This is a genomic window from Marinilactibacillus sp. XAAS-LB27, from assembly GCF_036039175.1.
Lineage (GTDB): Bacteria > Bacillota > Bacilli > Lactobacillales > Carnobacteriaceae_A > Marinilactibacillus.
The window spans coordinates 1-21,333 of the sequence record NZ_JAYXKP010000012.1 but is presented as its reverse complement, the minus strand read 5'-3'; the positions used below and the strand labels follow the sequence as shown (position 1 = coordinate 21,333).

Here is a 21,333-nt window from a genome sequence, read left to right as displayed (position 1 = left end):
TAAAACAAAGTATCGTACATTTTACACAGAAGTCTGGACTTGACTTAGTAGTTCTAATTCTTTGTTCATATAGTAATTAAGCAAGTTTATTTCACTTAATGATAAACACTCGTAGAATAAAACTAATGCTTTTTTTAGAATTTCTCCTCCTTATAATTGAGCTGTTTTTAATGTATACTCTATTAACAATATACTTTAGTTATGTTTAACTTTCAATCGTATCATTGCTATAATTGTCATAGTCATAGTCATTCATATTGTACATTTCTAGGAGGTTATTATGGTTGCGTTAGCACCGGTTAATGAAGAAAATTTTGAGGCTGTGTTGGCTTTAAGAGTAGCTGAAAGCCAGAGCAAGTTCGTTGCACCTACTGTTCGTTCTTTAGCAGAATGTTATCTTTACCGTAACAATGGTGATGTTTTCCCTTTTGCTATTCAAGATAAAGATATAGTGGTTGGCTTTTTATTGCTAGACACTGATGATGAAGATCACCAAATGACGATTTGGAGAATCATGATTGATCTAGCACATCAAGGTAAAGGTTACGGCAAACAGACCATTGAAAAAACAATCGAATTAGCTCAATCTGATTCAACCTACGAGATTCTTATTGCCGATTATGTAAAGGGCAATGAAGTTATGGGTAACTTATTGAAGTCGATTGGTTTCAAGTATCATTCCTTCAATGAGAAATTTAACGAACATGTACTACACTACCACTTAAACGAATCATCTCTGGAGTAAATACGGATTTCTATTCACTCCAATCAAACTTGAATATGTTCGATCTGCAAACATATAATTTTTTCTTTAGACAAACCAATCATCACATCGTTACCTACGGATAAAAATTTCAAATCTTTAGTCTTGTTTCCAATCAGTAGTCTTTTTGAATTCGGATCATATATAGATTCACCAGCAATCTTACAATCGTAACCTATTCCGCATTCTAGTTGAAAATCCGACACTACCTTCACTGACCTATTTTCTTCAAGTTCTACTTTGCCTACTTCTCCTCTCTTACATAACTCTAATCTAAAATAACCAGAAACACCTAAAATAGTATTTTGATGACAGTCCACTTCTAGTGAAAGATATTGATGTCCTATCATCAATGAACTGGTGTCGAGATCTGTATATAGTGTGAATGAATTTTCCTCTTTCAAATACTGAATAGAATGATCGATAGATCTTGCTTCTATTTTAAATTGAATCAGTTCTATAGCTTTTCCTCCTTACTATTATTTGCTATCGTTTGAGCATTTTTTATTTAGCCACTCTACTTGCCTGCAATCAGTATCTTCGTCATAACTTTTTCCTGTCCATCACTTTAATAGAGATGAAGAAACAGGCGGCCGATAGAAATAAACTAACCACTATTGCCCAGTTCATTTCACTGAGCTCTGTTATCCCTTCTAGTATAGAGACGTTTTCTCCAATCAACATAATCGGATTATACGCTCTTACGCTTTCAACTATATTCATTAGATACATCAGCCCAATCATCAATAAGCTAAACAGTAATGAGAGATATCCGCTTTTGAAAAGTGTAGAACCTAAAATAATAATGGATGAAAAGTAGAGAATAAATACTAAAAATGGTATCAACGCGAGAAAAATATGAGGACTTGCGTTATCTGTAAAATAGACACTTGTATAAGCAGCGGTTACGCCAAAACTAAGTAGAATCGCTGCTACGCTAAGCAATAAGATCATAATAAACTTACTCGTGATGATGGCTGATCGACTTAATCCTTTTGTGACTAGATTGATCAAACTGCCACTTTTCACTTCTCCATTCACACTACTACTAAAGAATATCGCTAACAAATAAATACCGATCTGCGTTAAATTCTTATAAAATTGTACCCAAGAGTCAACTGATGTTGGTTCAGGTAATGAGATTTGAACACCATCTCCTAGTGAGCTTTTGAGGATTTCTGGTGTTAGTATGGCAATCAAAGGACTCAGTATACCAAAAAATACGAATACCGTTAAAATCAATAATAGCTTCTTGGTTCTCCATGCTTCTAACCACTCTTTTTTTGTGAATATGACGATATCTCTCATTTGGTCACCTCCAAAAAGATTCTTTCTAGTGAAGGCTCTACTTTACGAAATAAAGTAGGAACAAAACTTGATGTCTTACACTGATCAAATAGTCGACTCGCTAACTCTGTGTAGTTTCCTGTATACGAAAGAACGTAAGCGTCATTTTCTTTAAGATACGACTGAACTTTTTGCTCTTCTATTAGCTGATTTAAAATCGTTACTAAAAAACTCTCTGATTCTTGATCGACTTGAATCTCTATTTGAGGACTTGTATATCTGCTCTTCAATTCTTTCAGCATCCCGTCCGCAACGATTTTGCTTTTATGTAGAATACAGACTTGGTCACAAATGCGTTCCACATCATCTAATATATGCGTTGAAAACAAAATGGTGATGTCTCCTTTTAAAGAGGCAATCAAATCTAAGAACTCTCGCCTTCCACTTGGATCTAAAGCTGAAGTTGGTTCGTCACATATCAATAACTTCGGCTCATTCAGAAGAGCTTGTGCAGCCCCTAAGCGTTGTTTCATCCCTCTAGAATACGTTCTGATTTGTTTTTTATTGTCTTCAAGTCCTACCTTTTGGATCATTTCCTGTATCTTCACTGAGAGAACCTTCTTAGATATTCCTGTAATCTGACCGCAAAGCTTCAAGTATTCTCTCGCTGTCATAAATCCATAGAAATCTGGAACATCTGGAAGATAACCAGTGTGGTGGTTCGTTTTCGTATTGCCAAACGTTACCGCTTCTCCATTTATTCTGATTTTTCCTTCAGTCATTTCCTCTAAGCCAAGGATCAATTTCATCGTTGTTGTTTTACCAGCACCATTCATTCCGATAAATCCATAGACACTTCCTTTTGGTATCGACAAATCAATTCCATCGAGTATCTTTTGATTACCAAAAGATTTTGTGACCTTTTCCATTGTTAGAATAGACATGACTAGTCCTCCTTCCCAAATGCAAAATAAGCAATCGGTCCGACGATTTGAATCGCTGCTACCACAATAATCCAGAAGACTTTATTTCCAAAACGAAACTGTTCTTGCTTCAAAACTTGGACCAGTGCAGTGATCATCAAAATAACTTGTAATAAAATAACAGGAACCAACAGCATCCAGTAATCAAACAGCCAAGCCGGTATTTCAGTATTCATCTGACTCACTCCTTTTCATGATCGCCTTGATTTGTTTTTCAATTTCTTTCATCTCTTCGGTTATTCTATAAGGATCAAACCCAGGATGAGTCGATATAAGATTTCCAATGTAGATGATGACCTGATTCGAATTTTTCGGTGTATGATCGCCTAGCGGTAAATGCTCTAGCCAATCTTGAATCAAATCGAAGTAAGTGTCTGTGTTGAATGACAGTAGACCGTTGTTCTTTTCTAAGACCGCTATTACGTTGCCAAGACAATTGTAGACCTCTTTTTCAAATTGATATTGTGCATAAACGACTGCCGCTGATAGATAAGCATTTAAAGCTAAAGCAGGATTAACGTGTTCAATATTGAATGTTTCAATTAGCGTTCGTTGTTTTCTAAAGGTTTCCTCAAACTGATCAAAATCAGCTGAAACTAATTGCGTATAGTTGGTCAATGCACTAATCAACACCGAAATATTCTGATAAATACCGCTTTGAGCTGTTGCGGCTGCTCGTTTAGGTTCTCCTTTTAACTGGTAAGCACTAGCGATCAAATCATCTGTAGGTAAGTAATTTTCAACGTAATTGCCTAACGTTTTTAGGACGTCATCTGGTCTATTGAGTAGTAAAAGACAGAAGCCTTCTAATTTAGTTGCTTCACTGACCAACTTTGTATCAGAACTGCTCGTTCTAATATGTATAAATAAGTTTAGTGCTTCTCCAACGTAGTGTTCCTTTTGTTCATTGGGATTTTCTCCTGGTAATTTGTCAAAATAATTTAAGATCAACAAGCCCATTTGTAAAATAAAAGGATAACACGAATAATATCGTCGAGTCAGACTATGAATCGATTTCCAGACTTCCTTTGATTCTTGGGTTTCAAAAGATTTTTGTAGTGAAAGATAAATTTGCTGAATCTCTTCTTTGTTTAATTCCGGTTCGTAGTTTAGTAACGAATCAATACTGATATCGAAATAAGCTGCTAATAACGGTAACAATGTAATATCTGGGTAGGCATACTCATTTTCCCACTTTGACACAGAAGTCTTAGACACGCCCATAAAATCCGCTAATTGCTGTTGCGTAATCTGCTTCTTTTTACGTTCATTTAAGATCACTGTTCCTAAACTGACTTTCATCTTGATCACCTCTACGTAAGTGTACGATTGTTTTTGTGGGAACTCAATAGAGCAGTTGTTAACTTTAGGGTGTTAAAGTTAACTAAAAAGAAACATTCAGTATTTTTCGATATGCAAAAAAGCTACTCAAAGACGAATCTTTTGAATAGCTTCTCTATTAGACTTCATCACTAACGTAACTGGTGCCAACCTGGCGTTAATCCTTCATAACGGAAGTGTTTATCCATTTTTTTGAATACGGTTTGCGCTGCTTCTGGTCCCAGATCGTGATAGGTATTTTGATCAAATATACCTTCGTTATCTGCTTTATCAAATTCAAAAATACTGATGATCGGTTTGTTGTATTCCTTGGCCATCGCAACTTCATTTTCAATATGCTCAATTTCTTTATTCCGATAATAATTCATGACCGCTACTTCATCCGTGCCGTCTTTGATCAGCCGTCTCAACTCAGCTGAATGGTTTTCATCGTACCAATACGTAACACATACTACTACCCTTAAGCCCTTATTTGATGCATAATCATAAGCTTGTATCATCTTGTCTACAAACTCTTTCATGATTGCTTGTTCATTGTTTTCAAAGCGTTCGTCTTGCGCTGGTTCAACGTCAAACACTATCCCTTTAATGACGTTATCCGTATCTTGGGCGTTATTAAACTCAACTACTTGATCGACAAAATCTGTCATTTCCTCAAAGCCGTCTTCTGTCGTTCCCCAGTGATGCCCGCCGTCCATCGCATAGACCGATATGTCATTCTCATTCATCGCTTGAATATGGCTAGCGAGTTTACCGTCAATATATTCATGAGGATACACATATTGGAAAATACGATTGATGGATAAAGGTCTCTGGTACGTATCCATCAACTGCTGCAGTTCATTTCCAATCGACCATGAGAGGACTGTACTTGGCTTATCTTTTTGAAACATAAAACCAGCAGTAGAAAGCAGTAAAGCAGAACAGAGTAACATACTTATCATCACTTTCCTCTTAGATTTCATCCTAGTTTTCTTCAAGTACTTCCCTCTCTATCGAACCCCAGCTATGAAGTTTGCTTACATAGGTCAATGTTGCGTAAATTCTAATGAAAAATAGTACAGGTCTAAAAACAAGTGATTCCGCAAAAGCCATAAAAACAGTCCAAGCTACATCTTCTGCGTACATTTTATCGACTCTCTGTAAAGACTTACTCATATATAGCACGATGGTCTGTAAAACACAAAAGCCCAGATATAAAAATGCAATCATAATCGCAAAAGGTACATTCAACCTCTCAAAATACAAGGCTACCCCAATTACGATGATGCCTAGTAGTTCCGCAAAAGGTGCAATCAATTCATACAAGAAATAATAGGTGTAAGAAATTAAACTAATTGCTTTGAATTTCGGATTCATGAATAAGACGCGGTGATTCCACATACACTGAATCAGCCCACGGTGCCATCTTGCACGTTGCTTGCCTAAATCTTCTACTGTGAATGGTGCTTGCGTCCAACAAATTGCATCAGACGTGTATTTAATGGCATAAGGAATATTGTTCTCGCGGTGATGAACGTGGAGTCTTAAAACAAGATCCATATCTTCCCCTACACTATTCGGATCATATCCACCAACTGTAATAACAGCTTCTTTTTTAAACAAGCCGAATCCACCAGAAATATTCAAGTTTCCATTAAATTTATCATGGAAAATTCGAGAAGTAATAAAAGAACGGATATATTCAAGTGTTTGAATACTGACGATCGGATTCTTGTTCATTCTTGTTTCTACTGGCATCCCTTTTTCAAAGGTCACACCATTGGCGATACAAATCTGTCCACCAATAGCGATGACTTTGTCGTCTTCCAAGAATAGTCTTGCTGCATATTTTAACGCATCTGCTTGTAAAATCTCATCAGCGTCCATACTCACAAAGTAAGGGAATTTAGAAACATTGATTCCCGCATTTACAGCATCCGCTTTGTTTCCACCATTTTTCTTTCTAACCAAGACAATTGGAATATGACTATGTTCACCGCTATAAACTTCAAGAATTTCTTTCGAAGGTACTTGAAGTCTGACAGGTTTGAAGTCTCTTTTTAAATTGTATTTTTCAATCATAGATTGAGCTGTTTTGTCTGTAGAACCATCATCGACTACAACGATTTCATATAGTTTATAATCCATCTCCAGTAAATGATTTACAGTTGTTATGATCGTTGTTGCTTCATTGTAAGCCGGGACGAGAATTGAAATCGGAAAGAAAAATTGATGATTCAATTCGTTTTCTAGTCGCTCTTTAATTCTATAATTACGCAGACTATGCATAGAGATAATTCCGCTGATCGTTAAATAGCAACCGTAAATGATTGTATACGTTGCAAAGAAAATTCCTGTTACGAGTAGAAATATATCAACCTTATCCATTTTGAACCAGCCTTTCTCTTGTACTCGCCATTTGATACACCAGTTGTTCTTTCGCATAGGCATCTTGACCGTCTAGTATATCCATCACACACTCTTCTGATACACCTAGTTCCGCGATTGAACGGGCCGCATTCAATCCTACATACCAATACTTTGAAGACAAAGCCACTTTTAATGCTTGGAGGGTATCTTCACCAGGATATTTGCTCAAAACGGCCGCTGCCGTTGAGACGCACTCCCAATTCTCATCAAAGGTCTGCGTTAGATAGGACAGAATCGTTTCTTTGTAAGCTTGAACGGGATGCTTCTCATAGTAACGTAGTACCGCACACAACACTTCTTTATCTTCTGTACCTTGCTTGAGTAAGATAATCAGATTATCTGACAATGCTGCATCAGATAAGCGGAAAAAGTCGACCATCGCCACTTGGTAATTTGCACTAAATACACCGAAGTTATCATAGAGTGACTTTGCTAGTGCTTTTTGGTCTCCTTTAAATTCAAGCAGACCGTCCGTTACAAGTTTGCGGTGATGCGTGTGCGTTGTTTTTGATAATCTTTTGAAGACTTCTACTACAGCATCTATATTTCCAAAAGCGAAAAGTGCTTTTAGTGCATTTTCACGACTATTAATTGAAGGCTCTAATGCAATAGAGATCATCAACTCTGTCAGTTCGTCATATTCTTTTGGATCATTGATACGAAGTTGTTCACAAATATAAGCAAAATAGGCTTTTTCAATCAGCTTTTTCTTGCGGTAAGTTTCTCCCAACTGTATCCATTCTTTCTTGTTACTGCGTATCAATTGTCTGAATTGCTCTCTTTCTTCTAGTATAGGAGAATGATGATAAGCTGCGCCTCCTGCGAAAAATGCGATTAATTCTTCAATTGAATGAAGCCGTTTGAATGCTGCTTCTTCCGTTACAAGATTACCGCTCTGCTCAGTTGCGAAACAGTCATCAAAATATGCTTTCCAATTATTTGTTAGCTTTAACTGCTGCTTATTCCTTCTTGACTCTCTTACTTTGTATAAGATCAGACTTGCCATGATGATGAGTGTAACTGCAATCAGTGTAAACAGAAAATACCATATCATGTAATCACTTCCTTTTTAATATTAGTCGATGTTTGTATTAATAAACACTATGTATGCTTTACTCTTATTACTTAAAATTATCGCTATAACTAGTTGTACTACTTTTTTATTTAGCTAAGAATATCATATTTATTTTTGGTAATCTATTTTATTTCACTCGAATTCGAAGTATTTTTTTGCGAAATCTATATTTGTACATTATTTAGACATATATAACTTAAGATACAATTTAATCAGTTATATTATGCTAAACGCTTCCATATTAAAGTCGTTTTCAACTGCAAAAAAGACACAAGATCTGTTTGTTTCCAGATCCTGCGCCTTAGACTGACGGTAAAAAACATTGTATTGGCCCTTTTTTTAAACAGCACTTTCAAACTGCGAATGGTACAAGTCAAAATAAAGTCCCTCTTTTTCAAGTAAGTTATCATGATTGCCTTGTTCTACGATTCGACCATCTCGGACCACTAGTATGGTGTCGGCATTTCGAATAGTTGATAAACGGTGCGCTATGACAAAAGATGTTTTCCCGTTCATCAGTTCCTGCATCGCTTCTTGGATTTTCATCTCCGTTTGTGTATCCACATTTGACGTCGCTTCATCTAGAATGAGTAAATTCGCGTCCAAAATCATAGCACGAGCGATCGTCAACAATTGCTTCTGACCTTGAGAGATATTCAAACCTTCTTGGTCGATCACGGTCTGGTAACCATTTGGCAGACTCATAATATAATCGTGAATCTGAGCAGTTTTTGCGGCTTCTTCCACTTCTTCTGCTGTCACGTTTTCTTTACCGTACGCCAAGTTATCAAAAATCGTTCCACTAAATAGCCAAGTATCCTGAAGAACCATTGCATAAGAAGTCCGTAAACTCTCTCTTGTAGCTTGCCTTGTATCTACTGCATCCAGTTCGATTGAACCTGCACTTGGGTCATAAAAACGCATCAGCAAGTTCACTAAGGTCGTTTTCCCAGCACCTGTAGGTCCAACAACTGCAATAACATTTCCACTTGGTGCTTCAAAATTCAAATCATGAATCGTCATTTTTTCAGGTGTATAGCCAAAGTCCACATGGTTCATCTGTACATGTCCTTCTGCCTCATCATATACATGAGCGTCTAGTATATCTTTTGCTTCAGAAGGTTCATCCATCAAAAGAAACACGCGCTCCGCAGCTGCGAAAGCCGACTGCAACTCACTGATGATATTCGCTAGTTCATTGATCGGTCCTGAGAAACGTCTAGAGTATAAGACAAAAGACGAAACGCCTCCGAGTGTTAGAGCATTAAACAGATATAAAAGTGCACCCGCTACACTGACCAAAGACAACGAAAGATTGTTGATAAAGTTGATAGAAGGTCCGATCATACTTCCATAGTAATCTGCTTCGTAATAAGCAGAAACCGCTTCTTCGTTTTTCTCGTCGAAACGCATGATCATATTTTCTTCTTGATTATAAGCTTTGATGGTTTGTTGACCAGAAATCATTTCTTCAACGTAACCATTCAATTCACCTAATTTAACTGAGCGTTTCTTGAATAGCGGTCTGAAGCGCGTGACCATAAATTTTGTCAGGAATACCGAAATCGGTAAGGTAACACAAAAGACTAAGGTCAATATCGGTGAAATCAGTAGCATCATGGTCAACGATCCAACGATCGTAATCGCACTAGTCACGATTTGTATAAAGTCATTTTGTAAAGACTGGTTGATCGTATCGATATCGTAAGTGATTCGACTGATAATGTCGCCCGTTTGATGCTGGTCAAAGAATCCTACCGGTAACTCAGCCATTTTATTGAAGACATCTCGCCTCAGTCGTCTGATGGTTCGTTGCGTTAACTTGATCATCAACAATTGCATCAGATATTCTAAAATAGATGAAAGCACAAAAAACACAGCCATCAGTCCTACGAAAAAGAAGACTCTTTGAAACAGGACATTTCCCGTTCCCGGTTGAATCGAATCAATCGCCAAACCCGATAAATACGGCCCGATTAGTGACAAAGCATTACTCGTGACCATTAAAATTGTAGCCGTAATCAACATCCATTTATAGTTGAATAGATAAGACCATAGTCGTTTCAAGACATGGGTGCGGCTTGTCTTCAGCTTTTCCTTCTTTTTAGGAATCGGTCTTGGTTTCTTTCCACCTTTACGCAATCTCTTCCCCTCCTGACTGATTATAATAAATGTCTCTGTATGGCTCGCAACTCTTCATCAACGCTTCATGCGTTCCCTTACCGATGATCCGTCCTTTATCCAGCATAATAATCTGATCTGCTTGCTGGATAGAACTGATCCGCTGAGCGATCATGATCGTTGTCGTCTCTTGATAATTTTTATTCAAAGCTTTCCTTAAATTCGCATCCGTTTTGTAGTCCAATGCACTAGAGGAATCATCCAGTACTAAGATCTCAGGGTCCCCCGCCAAAGCGCGCGAAAGTAACACCCGTTGTTTTTGTCCCCCACTCAAGTTCGTTCCATTAGCCGTCAAACGGTGATCCACGCCCTCGTCCAAGGACTCAATGAATTCTTCCGCTTGCGCTGCTTCCGTTGATTGTAAAATGTCTTCTTCTGGAAGCTGGCGACCGAAGTCAATATTTTCACTTAAAGTATCAGCGTATAAGAAATCTCTTTGAAAGGTGACCCCAAATTTTGTATGCAACTCTTCCAGATCCATGCTCGTAATGTTTCGGCCGTCAATTCGGATACTGCCTGAATCGACATCATAAAGTCTGAGAAGCAGTTTGACGATAGTGGTTTTCCCACTCCCCGTCGCACCTATAATACCGAGTGTCTCGCCTTTATTTAAAGCAAAATCAATATCTTCTACTGTATTGTTTTTTTCATAACCAAAAGACACGTGATCAAAACGAATATGAGCAGAATCTTTTATTTCATCTAAGGGTTGGACTTCGAGTTCTGGCTCCGTTTGTAGAATAGTGTGCACCCGGTCCGCAGAAGCTAGTCCTTTTGAGAACAAAACAAAAATGCGCGTAATACTAAGCATCGCATTCAAAATAATCGTAAAGTAGGTCATAAAAGCAATAATGACACCGGGTTGTGTTAAGCCTTCATTGACTCGGTAAGCAGAAGTTAGTAGTACTAGCGTCAATCCTAGATTCAAAAACAGATTCATGAGTGGCGTCGTCGCTGCCATAGTCTTATTGGCACTCGTTTCTGCATCGACTACGCCTTGATTGACGCCTTCAAATCTAGCTTTTTCATACTCCGTTTTAGACAACGCTTTGATCACTCTAGCTCCGGTAATATTTTCTCTAACCGTTCGAACTAGCTTATCGACTTCCTGTTGGAGCTTGTCAAACAACGGTACCCCTTTTTTCGAGATATAATAAACCGTCACCGTCGCAAATGGTAAGACACCCATCATCACCAAGGTCAGAACAGGATCCAAGGTAACGGTCATTAGAATACCCCCAATGAGCAACACCGGTGCACGTACACCGATTCGCTGCATCAAACCAATCGTACGGTGAAGATTATAGGTATCTGATGTAAGTCTTGAAATTAAAGATGGCGTTCCGTACTGGTCTGCCTGACTAGCAGAAAGATACGTGATCTTTTCATAAAGATCATGACGAATTCGCTCCACCGCGTCTCTAGCAACACCCGAAGCCATCTGATTCGCTTTGATACTCAGCACGACAGCTACAATCGAACAAAGGATCATCGCGCCACCCCAAAGCAAGACCCGATTGATGTCACCAGTTGGAATCACGACATCAATAATAAAGGCAAGAATCAAAGGAAGAAACAAATCCATAATTGTCCCTAAGAATTTAATCGTTAATCCACTCGTCAATCTCCCCAGTAAAGGTTTTAAATATTCAATAAATAATTTCATGAAAGTCCCTTTCTACTCTATGATTTTAATCGGTTTCCATCGTGTCGACTTTAGCTTTGGCTTTTTTCATGATACCTGACAATTGTTTTTCTAGAAGTGCTTGCTCTTCTACTGAAAAGCCTTCTAAAATCATCTCGTTCCATTCTTTTAAAATCTCTGCGACTTTCGGATACACAACACGTGCTTTGTCCGTTGGATACACCAATAACTTTCTGCCATCTTTTGGATCTGGAGAACGCGTGACATAGCCTGCCTTCTCTAAGTTATTGAGCTGTCTCGTCACATTGCTTTTATTCACATAAATAATTTCTGCCAGTTTTTCCTGCGTAACACCTGGGTTAGTACAAATGTTCAGAATATATGTATGGTGCATTCCCTTCAAACCGTACTGCTTCATCTTTTCGTTTCGATACATCTCACCTAGGCGAGTGGTTCTGTTAATTAAGCGCATCATGGACAATTGTTATTCACCTACTTTTATTTTATATGTTGATAACCTTACTAGATAATAGTTGCATACGCAACGAAAATATTAAATGGATTTTGTTATACTCTTTTGTTAGCTTACTTTTCAATCTATTTTTTGAATCAAATTAGTCTTTATTGATATTAAATACTTATACATTAAACTTTAAGTAGAATTCTATATGAATTATAAAAAGGAATCAGTTGAATCCTGATCCCTTTCCAATAACTAAACTTATTCATTTATAATATTTAAGAATTAGATACTTCTAGTTTTTTTTCTTCATTAGCCATTAATATAAAGTCATTTATTTCCTCAATTTGCTTAAATATCTCAACTAATACATCTACTACGATACTGTTTCCAGCTAGTTTCAAAAGTTTCGCAGAGGAAAGCAATGTTCTATTCTCAGCTGTCTGGATATCATGCTTAATTAAATTATTAAAATCTTCCTCATCGAATCCCATCAATAAAAAAGCTTCTCTAGGGGTAATATTCCTATAACGGCTTCCCTTTACAAGCTCTGTTTCTTTTGAATAAGCGATAATTCCAGAATTTGGATTCCTATCTTGCTTAGTAGTAATTGTTCGAGCTATCATTGATTCATTAGCCTTGGTTCCTGTTGCTAAAACAATATTATTCTCGAAAATTTTCACACGCGATGGAGTATAATTGGGTGTCGAACTTATAGCTTCTTTTCTATATATATGGTTTGAATAATCTAATCTTAAATATTTACTAATTGAATCTATGTTCTCACTAGTTCTCATAATGTTTTCTAAGTTATTGTCAAAGAAATATTGATCAATCTCAGATCTTTTATTTTGGTTAGATCCAACATAAACACTAATCATATATGTTCTCTGGCGCCCTTGAGGAATTCCGAAATTTTTTGAATTCAGAGTGTATACTTGATTGAAATAACCAAGTTCTTCTAAGAATTTCCTCCACATATTGAAATTGCCAATATGTTTCTTAGAAATTATTGCACTTACATTTTCCATTAGTAAAAACTTTGGAAGTGATTTCCCAGTTGCTTTGAAGTCCAAAAGAATACGTTCTATTTCCCAAAGCAAACTAGATCTATTCCCAGAATCTCTATCAATACCAGTATTATTATTCCACCAATTGCTACTTACAGACAGATCTTGGCAAGGAAAACTATAAGTTAAGACATCGACGTCATCTTCCAAATCTGATGAAGTAACTTGATTGATGTCTACTAAATTTTTATTTCTTTCAATAGAATATAAAATTGCTTTCAGTTGGGAAATCCCCATATTAACTATCGATTGGTAAGTAGCAACATCTTTCCCATTATTACTTAGGTTATGCTTCGATACTTCTTTAATAAGAGACTCTTTAGTGTGATGTCTATAGTCCTCTATGTGTTGCGCACCGTGATGAATTATATCATAAGCATAAATTGCTCCAATTTCCCACTCAACTGTTGCAGAAACACGGTGCTCAATATTAGCTTTTTTTAATGCTTTAGTTTGAGCCCCTATACCGCTGAATGTCTCTACTACATTTAACATTTAATCATTTCCTTCCTCAATCGCTAAAATCACCTACTAAAGATTCTTTTCGGACTTTTGAAAGTCAAACAAATACTCCGTATCAGTAATTTTACTTATAACCACATTAGATTCACCATAATGTACTAAATCTTTAAAAATGATCGGTCTTTTTTCATATAATCCAATTCTCTCAGCGATATACTCATAGATATTAGGGTCAAATTCAAGTTGCTTATCTTTACTTCCTCTTATTATACCAACAAGAATCTTGTTATCATCTGTAATAAACCTGATCTTTTTATCTAAAGGAAAATACTTTGAAAAAGGATAATTTGGTGATTGTTTCAAATATGGTTGTTGTTTTCCCCTATTCCATGCATTAATTCCTGTAGTAGCCGATGACGTTTCTGTTTTCAAGAGAATTGGGATAGTAAATTTATCAATAATCCTTTTATCCCCTAATAAACTTCTTGTAGAGGGTACTTTTGTTTTAACTACTGTTTGCTCTTCCACTCTGATTGTCAATAGATTTTCATCCGTAGAATCCTCAGACGATACATCTTCTTGTTCTATACTCTCGTCATCATAAAAATCAATAAATTCAGATATACGAACATCATTACATAATAGAGAATTTTTTTTTTGTTCCTCAAATACATTTTCAACAGAATCATTGAAAGATATTAATATCTCTTTATTGTTAAAAAAACCATTCTCAGTAAAATTGGCTGATCCCGCATAATTTATTATATTGTACCTTTTATAATACCACGAATACAGTTTAATATGAGTATTAGGTTTGTTTATTTGATAGTAAACTTCTAGTCGGCCTTGAAATTCTTCAGACAATAATAAAAAATTTTTATGGTTATTTTGGGAAATCCCCTCTAAGGACATACCTATAAATAACGTAACTTTTAAATCGGAGAAATCTAACAAGACTCGTTTAACAAAGTTTGCTGACCCATATCCTGTAATAACCTTCAGTTCATTTGAAGCGACTGAATTTTTTTCAATCATATTTTCATATAAATTATTTATTAACATTAAACATTAACAACCTTAAATAAATTTTCGACATACTTTTTTATACCACCCTGGTTTAAATTAGGATGAATAGATTTAACCTTAGCAGTATTAAGTACTAAAACTTTTCTTAGTAGCATACGATCGTCGTCTTGATAATTTTTGTATTGATTCATAATCTCTCTATATAATTTGATATTGTATCCTAATCCTGGTCTTTCCACCAAATTTAATATTGTATCCGTAGTATTATTTTTCAATACTTCGAAGGTTGACTCTGAATCTCCTTGCCAACTCAAATGAATATACCACCAGATTTGCTTTAACCAGATACGTCTGCTCATCATATAAAAGCGATCCGAATTAAAATTCCACCGAGAATGCACAATATCAGGTATTATTCTTATAGATAAGTACCTCCAGATGTCGTCTTCTGATGCTGTACGATTATCTAACTTAAATTCTTCTTTTAATAATTCATATAGTCCTAAACCGAAATTCAAGTCAAAAGTATACTTTTCTTTTATTCCACTATCAAAATTGTATTCTTCAAAAATATCATCTCTTAAATTCAGTAATTTTTCTCTTATCATTTTAAATCCATTATTCAGTTCGGGCTTTATTATATTTTTAATGTCTAAATTTTCAAAATCTTTACTGGCTTTTTCAACACCATATTTGGGCCAATTAATCATTGTTTAATCCTCCAATAAATGGATCTACCTTTAAGTGAAATGAATCGTTTATAGACTCTAACGAATCTAGGTTTAATTCAAAAGTGCTGATCCAATACCATACTACTTGAGCAATGGTTCCGCTTGAATTCATAGCATCTTCGTTAATATCTTCTTTATCAATTAATACTACTTTTTGTACGATCATTGACATCGCTGAGATCATTATTTCGTTTAATAAATATTTATTTACCCTATGCTTTTCGTTATATAATAAGTTATAAACAGGGTGTGCTCTATTCAGTAGCAACCTAACGTTTGAAGAATCAAATGTATCGGTGTCAACATCTGTCCAATTCATTGTAATCCTCCACAAAGATTTTCCTTTCTCGTTAATTTCTTCAATTGGAAACTCAGATCCATCACCATCAACCAATATAGAATACATGTCTATTGGTTCTTCTGAAAGATTCATGCCTATTAAATTGGTTTGAAAAATTCTCTCTTCATTACTCTCTTTTAAGTAAATAAAAAATTCGAAGTAAATAATACCTCTTAGAGTAGAATTAGGAAAATTTTCTTTGAATAAAAACGTATTTGACTGTTCTTCCAATCTAATAACCCCAATTTCCTTAGTTTCTTGAAAATTAGATGTCTTTGAATAATAATGTACTGCAAATCCCAATGTATTTAATTCGCTAGTCACTCCGTATTTTCCAAATAAAAATCTTGGATTATTGATTTTGAATATTTGTTCAATTTCTAGGTTATGTTGGTCTGGAGACCAAGAAGAGTCTGATTCATTTAAATTATATATACCAAAGGTTTCCTCTGAAAACTCAATATCTGCTTTCTCATCATCGTGGATTGTATAAGAAAATTTAGGATCGTTAATATCAAGTCCTATACTCTCACCTAAGTTTTTATCAATTTTTTTAAACAAGGATAAAGACTCACTCATTATTCATCCTCCTTTTTTGATATTTGTCTAATGGATAACGAAGGTTGTAAGGTTACATCTGAAATTCCTAACTCTAGTTGACCTTCTAAAGTTATTATTTCTTGATTATTTAATTTCAGATCAAACTCAGAAATCATATCAGAGTTTTTTATAACTTCTACTTCTTTTTCTTGTGCTGAGTCGTCGTAGATATAGTCATTTACCTTATTTATTTTAATTCTATTAATAGCAAATGGAAATTCTATTTTTCCTTGAAATGATTTATTCCAAATCGACTCGTTTAGTTTTTTTTCAACAGTGCTAACTTCGAAAAACACCTTGCTATCTTTGCTTATTGTTGCACTGAAATTGATGTTAACACTTGAATTACTCAAGAGCTCGAAGTTATCGATTTTAATTGTTGAAACTAGATTTTTAGTGCTCGTACTTGTATTTGTATTCGTACTATTATTATTTTTTATACTAGAGCTTTTACCGAAGTTTGCTTTAGGTAATAATTGACTTCCAAATTTTCTACTTAACGCCGCAGTTTTGGAGTTCGATGTTGTCAAATCTTCATCAGATAATCCTTCATATAAAGCCTTTGAAATTTCTCTTTTAATTCGCTCTACTATAGTTATAGATTTTGCTCCTATAATCTTATCAATCCATACTGCATGGTCTGCATTTTCAGTATCTCTTAAATAATTTTCTAGAGTTGCATATCTTTCATTATACATCGAGTGAAGTTCACCTTCACTATTAGGGACAAAATATGCAAGAACAAAAGTATTTTCTTCCACATTTAGTCCCTTCATCCAGTTAGCATCATCTATAACATATTGGACGATCATGCCTGGTTTTCTAGAATAAGCTAAGATTTTAGCACTGGTTGCCGAGTTTTCAAGATGAGTTTTGTCTCCAATGTATGCTAACGGAGTTAGTGAGCTGCTATTACCATTTTTTTTAAGATCTTCCGTGCTTACCTTCATATAAGCTAAATTACCTACTGGTTCTCTCGTATTGCTCATCCCCAAACTTTTTAAAAAAATCGGCTTAACTGTTATTTTCTCTTCTAAAGATTTTCCAACAAGACCTGAAGAGTACAATCTATAAAACCAGTCATAAGTATCTTCAAAATTTAATGGCGAAATTATATTTCCATTAACAGTAGGAATTAAAACAGAGTTACCAAATCTATTAGAATACTCTTTGTTCATTATTCGGGGACCATACCATCTTTTAATGGCCATATTAACAGAGTCCGCCAAGTCTCGCTCCCACCAATATGCATTTCCCTCAGAATACTCTTGTTCATTAGTAATAACATCTTCTTCAGTTACAAAAGGAATTATAATCGAAGTCCCGGTTTCTTCACCCTCATATGGAGTGAATTTCAGCTTATTTAAAAATTCGTGAATTATCTTACTATTTATAACGGGAAAAGATTTATCATATTCACTTTTCCCATCCTCCTTGCTACCCCACCATGCAATACCTCTATCGTTATCAGGCATGATTGCCTTATCATCACCCGAGTCTTCGACTAGACAAGCAGCTAATCTTTCTTCATAAGCGCCATCTTCTTTTCTTATTCTAGTATAATAAATTACTATTCCACAGCCTATTCTAAAAAAACTAGTTTTACCTAAACCCCAAGAGCCGCCCGCTCCATCTTTTTCTTGGTTCATATTTAATCCATATATCAGTTTATAGATATTACTTTCTGAGAGAGCTTTTTTATTTGTAGTATTGTATTCCCCAGTAAGTCCGTATGTGTTTTTATCAGAAATAGATAACACAGTGTGACTATTTGGAAATTTAGCTTCTAGTCGATATTGAATTTTTTCAAAGTACTTTGAAATTTCACTAGTTTTGACGGTATTAGTATTAACTGCTATCTTAGTCTCACGAGCACCTTCAATAGTCGCATCTAAGCTGTTTTGAAATGACTCACGTACTACCAAGTCAACTATTGGCATAGACTCATTTTGAAGAGATCTTAATATTGCCTTTCCAGAAGGGGCCATGCGGTCATCTACACGAGCAATTTCAATTTTCATTCTTCTTCCTCCATAAACTGTTCTTCGTTGTTTTCTTGGCTTTCGTGTATTGGAGATAAATGTATTGTTAAATGTTTTGCTAAATTTCCTGATTTACTGACTCCCGGTATTAATACATTCATACCTATAATATCTTCGTCAAAATCAAGCGGAAACCTATTTTTTTTATCTGTGTAAAATTTCTTATACTTTTCGTCAGTTATATCACCTTTATCAATTCTATATAGAAGTAATTGAGGTACTAAACCATAACCATTTTCTTCTCGGATAATCCTAACATCTTCCGATTTTACTGAAAGACTAGATTCATTATTTAAATTGGGGATATCAACGTACAAATCAGATGGACTTCTTAAAGATCCAATAGAAATTGTTTTACCATCTTCTTGTATTTCTCCCCGTCTAGTACGTTTGACGGATGTAGGTGAATAACCACTAATATTCCATTGTGGATTATCTAAATCTTCGGTTAAAGGGATCTTACCTACCGAGCTTAATACTATACTCCAATTAGAAAAAGCATTCTCTTCATAAGCATCATCTAACCATTCTAACAATGCTCTTATATTACTAAAAACAATATCATTTTCACAAAAACTAAAGTTATCAAGATATAGACGGATAGCGTCAAATGGGACATCCCTCCAAATCATGTTACCTTTTTTCGAAGTATCCACTTCAGGTAATTTGTTCAAAAAAGATTCTGTTAGTATCAAGTTATTTTCTAGATCTTTTCTTTCATTTGTGAATAGTACAGTTTGTTTATTAAATCCTGTGAAATCTAAATTCGTACCTATAGCACCTTGCATTTTCTTATCCGAAGTCAAAGAAATAAAGTTTTTATTAGGTGAGTTTCTAATTCTTGGTCCTAACTCTTCTGGTGTTAACACACTACTACTAAAATAAGATAGTTCTTTTCTTAATTCATCGTTAAGTTGGGATAAAAACTCAAATCTTTCTCTAGCTAAAGAGTTTAGCCAGATTCTAGGAAAAACCTCATAATTTTGTCTATATCCAAACCATCTTCCCATTTGCATTAAAGTATCTGCTTGTTTAGTTGTACGAAGAAAATAAGATGTTGTTAAGCCTTCTAATGTAAGACCTCTGGACAGGGTATTTCCACCAACGACTATAAACATTGATGAATGTTTAGGTTTATTGGATTCTTTAGGATAAACAAGTCTAACTTCTTGGTCATTTACCTGAGATTGACTATTATCAATCACTAAATGAAACCCTTTATGATAAGTATGTTCCCCTGACTCTCCTAACAAAATATGGCTTAAATAATTATCTCCTTGTTCACTCATAACCCTTCTAAGCTGTTTTAAAACTAAATCCCATTCAGGATAATCTGGTATACTATCTTTGCGAGAGTAGTTCGGCATTCCATTTATGAAATCTTCTCTAGTAAAATCAACCGTTTCATTATTATATAGTTCAGAAACTTTCTCATAATAAGCTGAAGGATCTTCATGTATCTTATTGAGATACCTCGTAATTGCATCTGCAATTAAATTATGATGTAGTATTTTCTGACTTGTATGAACTAATAAAGTAACGGGTTTTTTATAACCAAGTGCTCTTAAAGCAGCACTTGACAAGAAAAACCAGTCAATAGCTGTTTTGAAACTTTCGGGTATATCATTTCTCTTACCTTTGTGAATATCTAGAATTTGCAAATAATCCTCTCTTGAAATAGATCTTACTATATCAATCGAAGGGTGTGATTCAGGCATTTGCAAACCAAAGATTTGTTCAGGTCCTATATAATCTTCAGAAGGCTCCAATGAAAAAATAAAATCTTTTGGATATAATGATTCAGGGCTAGACTCATTCAGTACGTTTGCATAGGGCGTAGCTGTATAGCTGACATAATTTACTGCTTTAATTTCTTTTTTATTATATCCGTTGACTAAGCTCAGAAGTGATTTATTAATGGCTGTTCGAGATTCCTCTTCCACGTTTTTAGTGTTCACACTTGCTTGGTCGGCTTCATCATCAATAATAAGAATTTTTAATTGCTCCAACTTATTGTCATCAGAATATAACCATCTAGTCAATAAGTCCATTCTTCTTTTATTCTTAAGACACACAGTAAAATATCGATTTTTACTATTACTACTTAAATCTATATTTTCCCATTGTGATTCGGGGTTTTTTGACGAAACTGCAGGATTTTTAATGTTTTTCCAATTCAAATTTCCACTTGAATCAAGATCTTTATACAATCGATTAGCAGTCTGCTCTCTTAAACTATCGATTACACCAGAAAATATGATAAAGTAATTAAAGCCATAGTCAGAAGCCATGGATATTAAGCCTGCCATATTAGCTGTTTTTCCTGATTGTACATTACCCACAACTAATCCTTTTGTTGGGCTAGAATTAATAGTATCCGCATTCAATCTTTGCATTATCTGAAATGATGATTTTTGAATTTCTTTTATCGATTTTTCTGAAAACCCTTTGTTTTTTAACTTTTTTTTGTACTGTTGCCATTGAGATCCAGGATCTTTAGAAATTCTAGCGTCATTTGTGCTTTGCTTTCCAAGTAGAACCACTTGCTTAGTAGTATCTCGTTTTTCAAATTCATCGACTAAAAAATCCCACTCTTTAATCGAAGGTACATATGTATCATTACTTGATTTAAATTGTTGCGATATAAAATCTAAAGTCATTTCTTTTGGATATTTAAATCTATTTAGTTTTTTGATATCTTCCCATTCGTCTCCATCTATCTCACGGTACGTCGAAATAGCAACTTTTAAATCTGAATATTTACTATCTAAAAAATCGAATTCGTTATCCATAAATTTCTCCTCAAAAAATGTCTTCTCTCACTATTAATAATATCACTTTTAGGATGTTAATTCATATCTGATTTTGTATAGTCAAGTCCAGACTTCTGTGTAAAATGTACGATACTTTGTTTT

General features: G+C 35.0%; 18 protein-coding genes. 1 reads left to right on the top strand and 17 read right to left on the bottom strand.

Translation table 11 applies throughout. From position 1 onward, the window contains the following. Positions 1-280: 280 nt before the first annotated feature. A complete protein-coding gene (locus VXN63_RS11840; protein WP_327758271.1) occupies positions 281-745 on the top strand; it encodes a GNAT family N-acetyltransferase in 465 nt (154 codons plus the stop codon). Between the two features lie 23 nt (positions 746-768). On the opposite strand, the gene VXN63_RS11835 is transcribed toward VXN63_RS11840, so the two are convergent. The 17 genes from VXN63_RS11835 to VXN63_RS11755 form a co-directional block, all read right to left on the bottom strand. Next, on the bottom strand, positions 769-1,113 hold the full coding sequence (locus VXN63_RS11835; RefSeq protein WP_327758270.1) for a hypothetical protein: 345 nt from the start codon (positions 1,111-1,113) through the stop codon (positions 769-771). Positions 1,114-1,306: 193 nt separating this feature from the next. Beyond that, entirely contained in the window at positions 1,307-2,071 is a 765-nt protein-coding gene (locus tag VXN63_RS11830) for an ABC transporter permease (protein WP_327758269.1), read from the bottom strand. Further along, positions 2,068-2,994 (bottom strand): ABC transporter ATP-binding protein, encoded by a 927-nt coding sequence (locus VXN63_RS11825; protein ID WP_327758268.1) that lies wholly within the window; start codon positions 2,992-2,994, stop codon positions 2,068-2,070. The genes VXN63_RS11830 and VXN63_RS11825 overlap by 4 nt, the downstream gene beginning before the upstream one ends. Positions 2,995-2,996: 2 nt before the next feature. Next, positions 2,997-3,209, bottom strand: a complete 213-nt coding sequence (locus VXN63_RS11820) for a PLDc N-terminal domain-containing protein (RefSeq protein WP_327758267.1) — start codon at positions 3,207-3,209, stop codon at positions 2,997-2,999. Beyond that, complete coding sequence (locus VXN63_RS11815; protein WP_327758266.1) at positions 3,199-4,335, bottom strand: helix-turn-helix domain-containing protein; 1,137 nt, start codon at positions 4,333-4,335, stop codon at positions 3,199-3,201. Before VXN63_RS11815 ends, VXN63_RS11820 begins: the two co-directional genes overlap by 11 nt. A 170-nt stretch (positions 4,336-4,505) precedes the next feature. Next, positions 4,506-5,318, bottom strand: a complete 813-nt coding sequence (locus VXN63_RS11810) for a hypothetical protein (RefSeq protein WP_327758265.1) — start codon at positions 5,316-5,318, stop codon at positions 4,506-4,508. Positions 5,319-5,340: 22 nt separating this feature from the next. Further along, positions 5,341-6,744, bottom strand: coding sequence for a glycosyltransferase family 2 protein (locus tag VXN63_RS11805; RefSeq protein ID WP_327758264.1), 1,404 nt, complete (start codon positions 6,742-6,744; stop codon positions 5,341-5,343). After that, positions 6,737-7,840 carry a HEAT repeat domain-containing protein gene (locus VXN63_RS11800; RefSeq protein WP_327758263.1) on the bottom strand — a complete coding sequence of 368 codons (1,104 nt, stop codon included), beginning with the start codon at positions 7,838-7,840 and terminating at the stop codon, positions 6,737-6,739. Before VXN63_RS11800 ends, VXN63_RS11805 begins: the two co-directional genes overlap by 8 nt. Positions 7,841-8,200: 360 nt before the next feature. Then, on the bottom strand, positions 8,201-9,973 hold the full coding sequence (locus VXN63_RS11795) for an ABC transporter ATP-binding protein (protein WP_327758272.1): 1,773 nt from the start codon (positions 9,971-9,973) through the stop codon (positions 8,201-8,203). Positions 9,974-9,995: 22 nt separating this feature from the next. Beyond that, the gene (locus VXN63_RS11790; protein ID WP_327758262.1) at positions 9,996-11,708 is read right to left on the bottom strand and encodes an ABC transporter ATP-binding protein; all 1,713 of its coding nucleotides are present in this window, start codon (positions 11,706-11,708) and stop codon (positions 9,996-9,998) included. Between the two features lie 25 nt (positions 11,709-11,733). Next, entirely contained in the window at positions 11,734-12,162 is a 429-nt protein-coding gene (locus VXN63_RS11785; protein ID WP_225744669.1) for a MarR family winged helix-turn-helix transcriptional regulator, read from the bottom strand. Between the two features lie 263 nt (positions 12,163-12,425). Then, positions 12,426-13,712 (bottom strand): DNA (cytosine-5-)-methyltransferase, encoded by a 1,287-nt coding sequence (gene dcm, locus VXN63_RS11780; protein ID WP_327758261.1) that lies wholly within the window; start codon positions 13,710-13,712, stop codon positions 12,426-12,428. 36 nt (positions 13,713-13,748) lie between these two features. Continuing rightward, entirely contained in the window at positions 13,749-14,741 is a 993-nt protein-coding gene (locus VXN63_RS11775) for a restriction endonuclease PLD domain-containing protein (protein WP_327758260.1), read from the bottom strand. Next, positions 14,741-15,415 (bottom strand): DUF6339 family protein, encoded by a 675-nt coding sequence (locus VXN63_RS11770; protein WP_327758259.1) that lies wholly within the window; start codon positions 15,413-15,415, stop codon positions 14,741-14,743. Before VXN63_RS11770 ends, VXN63_RS11775 begins: the two co-directional genes overlap by 1 nt. After that, positions 15,408-16,355, bottom strand: a complete 948-nt coding sequence (locus tag VXN63_RS11765) for a hypothetical protein (RefSeq protein ID WP_327758258.1) — start codon at positions 16,353-16,355, stop codon at positions 15,408-15,410. Before VXN63_RS11765 ends, VXN63_RS11770 begins: the two co-directional genes overlap by 8 nt. Then, on the bottom strand, positions 16,355-18,397 hold the full coding sequence (locus VXN63_RS11760) for a hypothetical protein (RefSeq protein WP_327758257.1): 2,043 nt from the start codon (positions 18,395-18,397) through the stop codon (positions 16,355-16,357). The genes VXN63_RS11765 and VXN63_RS11760 overlap by 1 nt, the downstream gene beginning before the upstream one ends. Then, entirely contained in the window at positions 18,394-21,210 is a 2,817-nt protein-coding gene (locus VXN63_RS11755; protein WP_327758256.1) for a Z1 domain-containing protein, read from the bottom strand. The genes VXN63_RS11760 and VXN63_RS11755 overlap by 4 nt, the downstream gene beginning before the upstream one ends. Between the last annotated feature and the right edge of the window lie 123 nt (positions 21,211-21,333).

Coding starts and splice junctions, on each gene's coding strand:
- VXN63_RS11840 (WP_327758271.1), top strand. CDS start 281: ATGGTTGCGTTAGCACCGGTTAATGAAGAAAATTTTGAGGCTGTGTTG.
- VXN63_RS11835 (WP_327758270.1), bottom strand. CDS start 1,113: ATGATAGGACATCAATATCTTTCACTAGAAGTGGACTGTCATCAAAAT.
- VXN63_RS11830 (WP_327758269.1), bottom strand. CDS start 2,071: ATGAGAGATATCGTCATATTCACAAAAAAAGAGTGGTTAGAAGCATGG.
- VXN63_RS11825 (WP_327758268.1), bottom strand. CDS start 2,994: ATGTCTATTCTAACAATGGAAAAGGTCACAAAATCTTTTGGTAATCAA.
- VXN63_RS11820 (WP_327758267.1), bottom strand. CDS start 3,209: ATGAATACTGAAATACCGGCTTGGCTGTTTGATTACTGGATGCTGTTG.
- VXN63_RS11815 (WP_327758266.1), bottom strand. CDS start 4,335: ATGAAAGTCAGTTTAGGAACAGTGATCTTAAATGAACGTAAAAAGAAG.
- VXN63_RS11810 (WP_327758265.1), bottom strand. CDS start 5,318: ATGATAAGTATGTTACTCTGTTCTGCTTTACTGCTTTCTACTGCTGGT.
- VXN63_RS11805 (WP_327758264.1), bottom strand. CDS start 6,744: ATGGATAAGGTTGATATATTTCTACTCGTAACAGGAATTTTCTTTGCA.
- VXN63_RS11800 (WP_327758263.1), bottom strand. CDS start 7,840: ATGATATGGTATTTTCTGTTTACACTGATTGCAGTTACACTCATCATC.
- VXN63_RS11790 (WP_327758262.1), bottom strand. CDS start 11,708: ATGAAATTATTTATTGAATATTTAAAACCTTTACTGGGGAGATTGACG.
- VXN63_RS11785 (WP_225744669.1), bottom strand. CDS start 12,162: ATGATGCGCTTAATTAACAGAACCACTCGCCTAGGTGAGATGTATCGA.
- dcm (WP_327758261.1), bottom strand. CDS start 13,712: ATGTTAAATGTAGTAGAGACATTCAGCGGTATAGGGGCTCAAACTAAA.
- VXN63_RS11775 (WP_327758260.1), bottom strand. CDS start 14,741: ATGTTAATAAATAATTTATATGAAAATATGATTGAAAAAAATTCAGTC.
- VXN63_RS11770 (WP_327758259.1), bottom strand. CDS start 15,415: ATGATTAATTGGCCCAAATATGGTGTTGAAAAAGCCAGTAAAGATTTT.
- VXN63_RS11765 (WP_327758258.1), bottom strand. CDS start 16,355: ATGAGTGAGTCTTTATCCTTGTTTAAAAAAATTGATAAAAACTTAGGT.
- VXN63_RS11760 (WP_327758257.1), bottom strand. CDS start 18,397: ATGAAAATTGAAATTGCTCGTGTAGATGACCGCATGGCCCCTTCTGGA.
- VXN63_RS11755 (WP_327758256.1), bottom strand. CDS start 21,210: ATGGATAACGAATTCGATTTTTTAGATAGTAAATATTCAGATTTAAAA.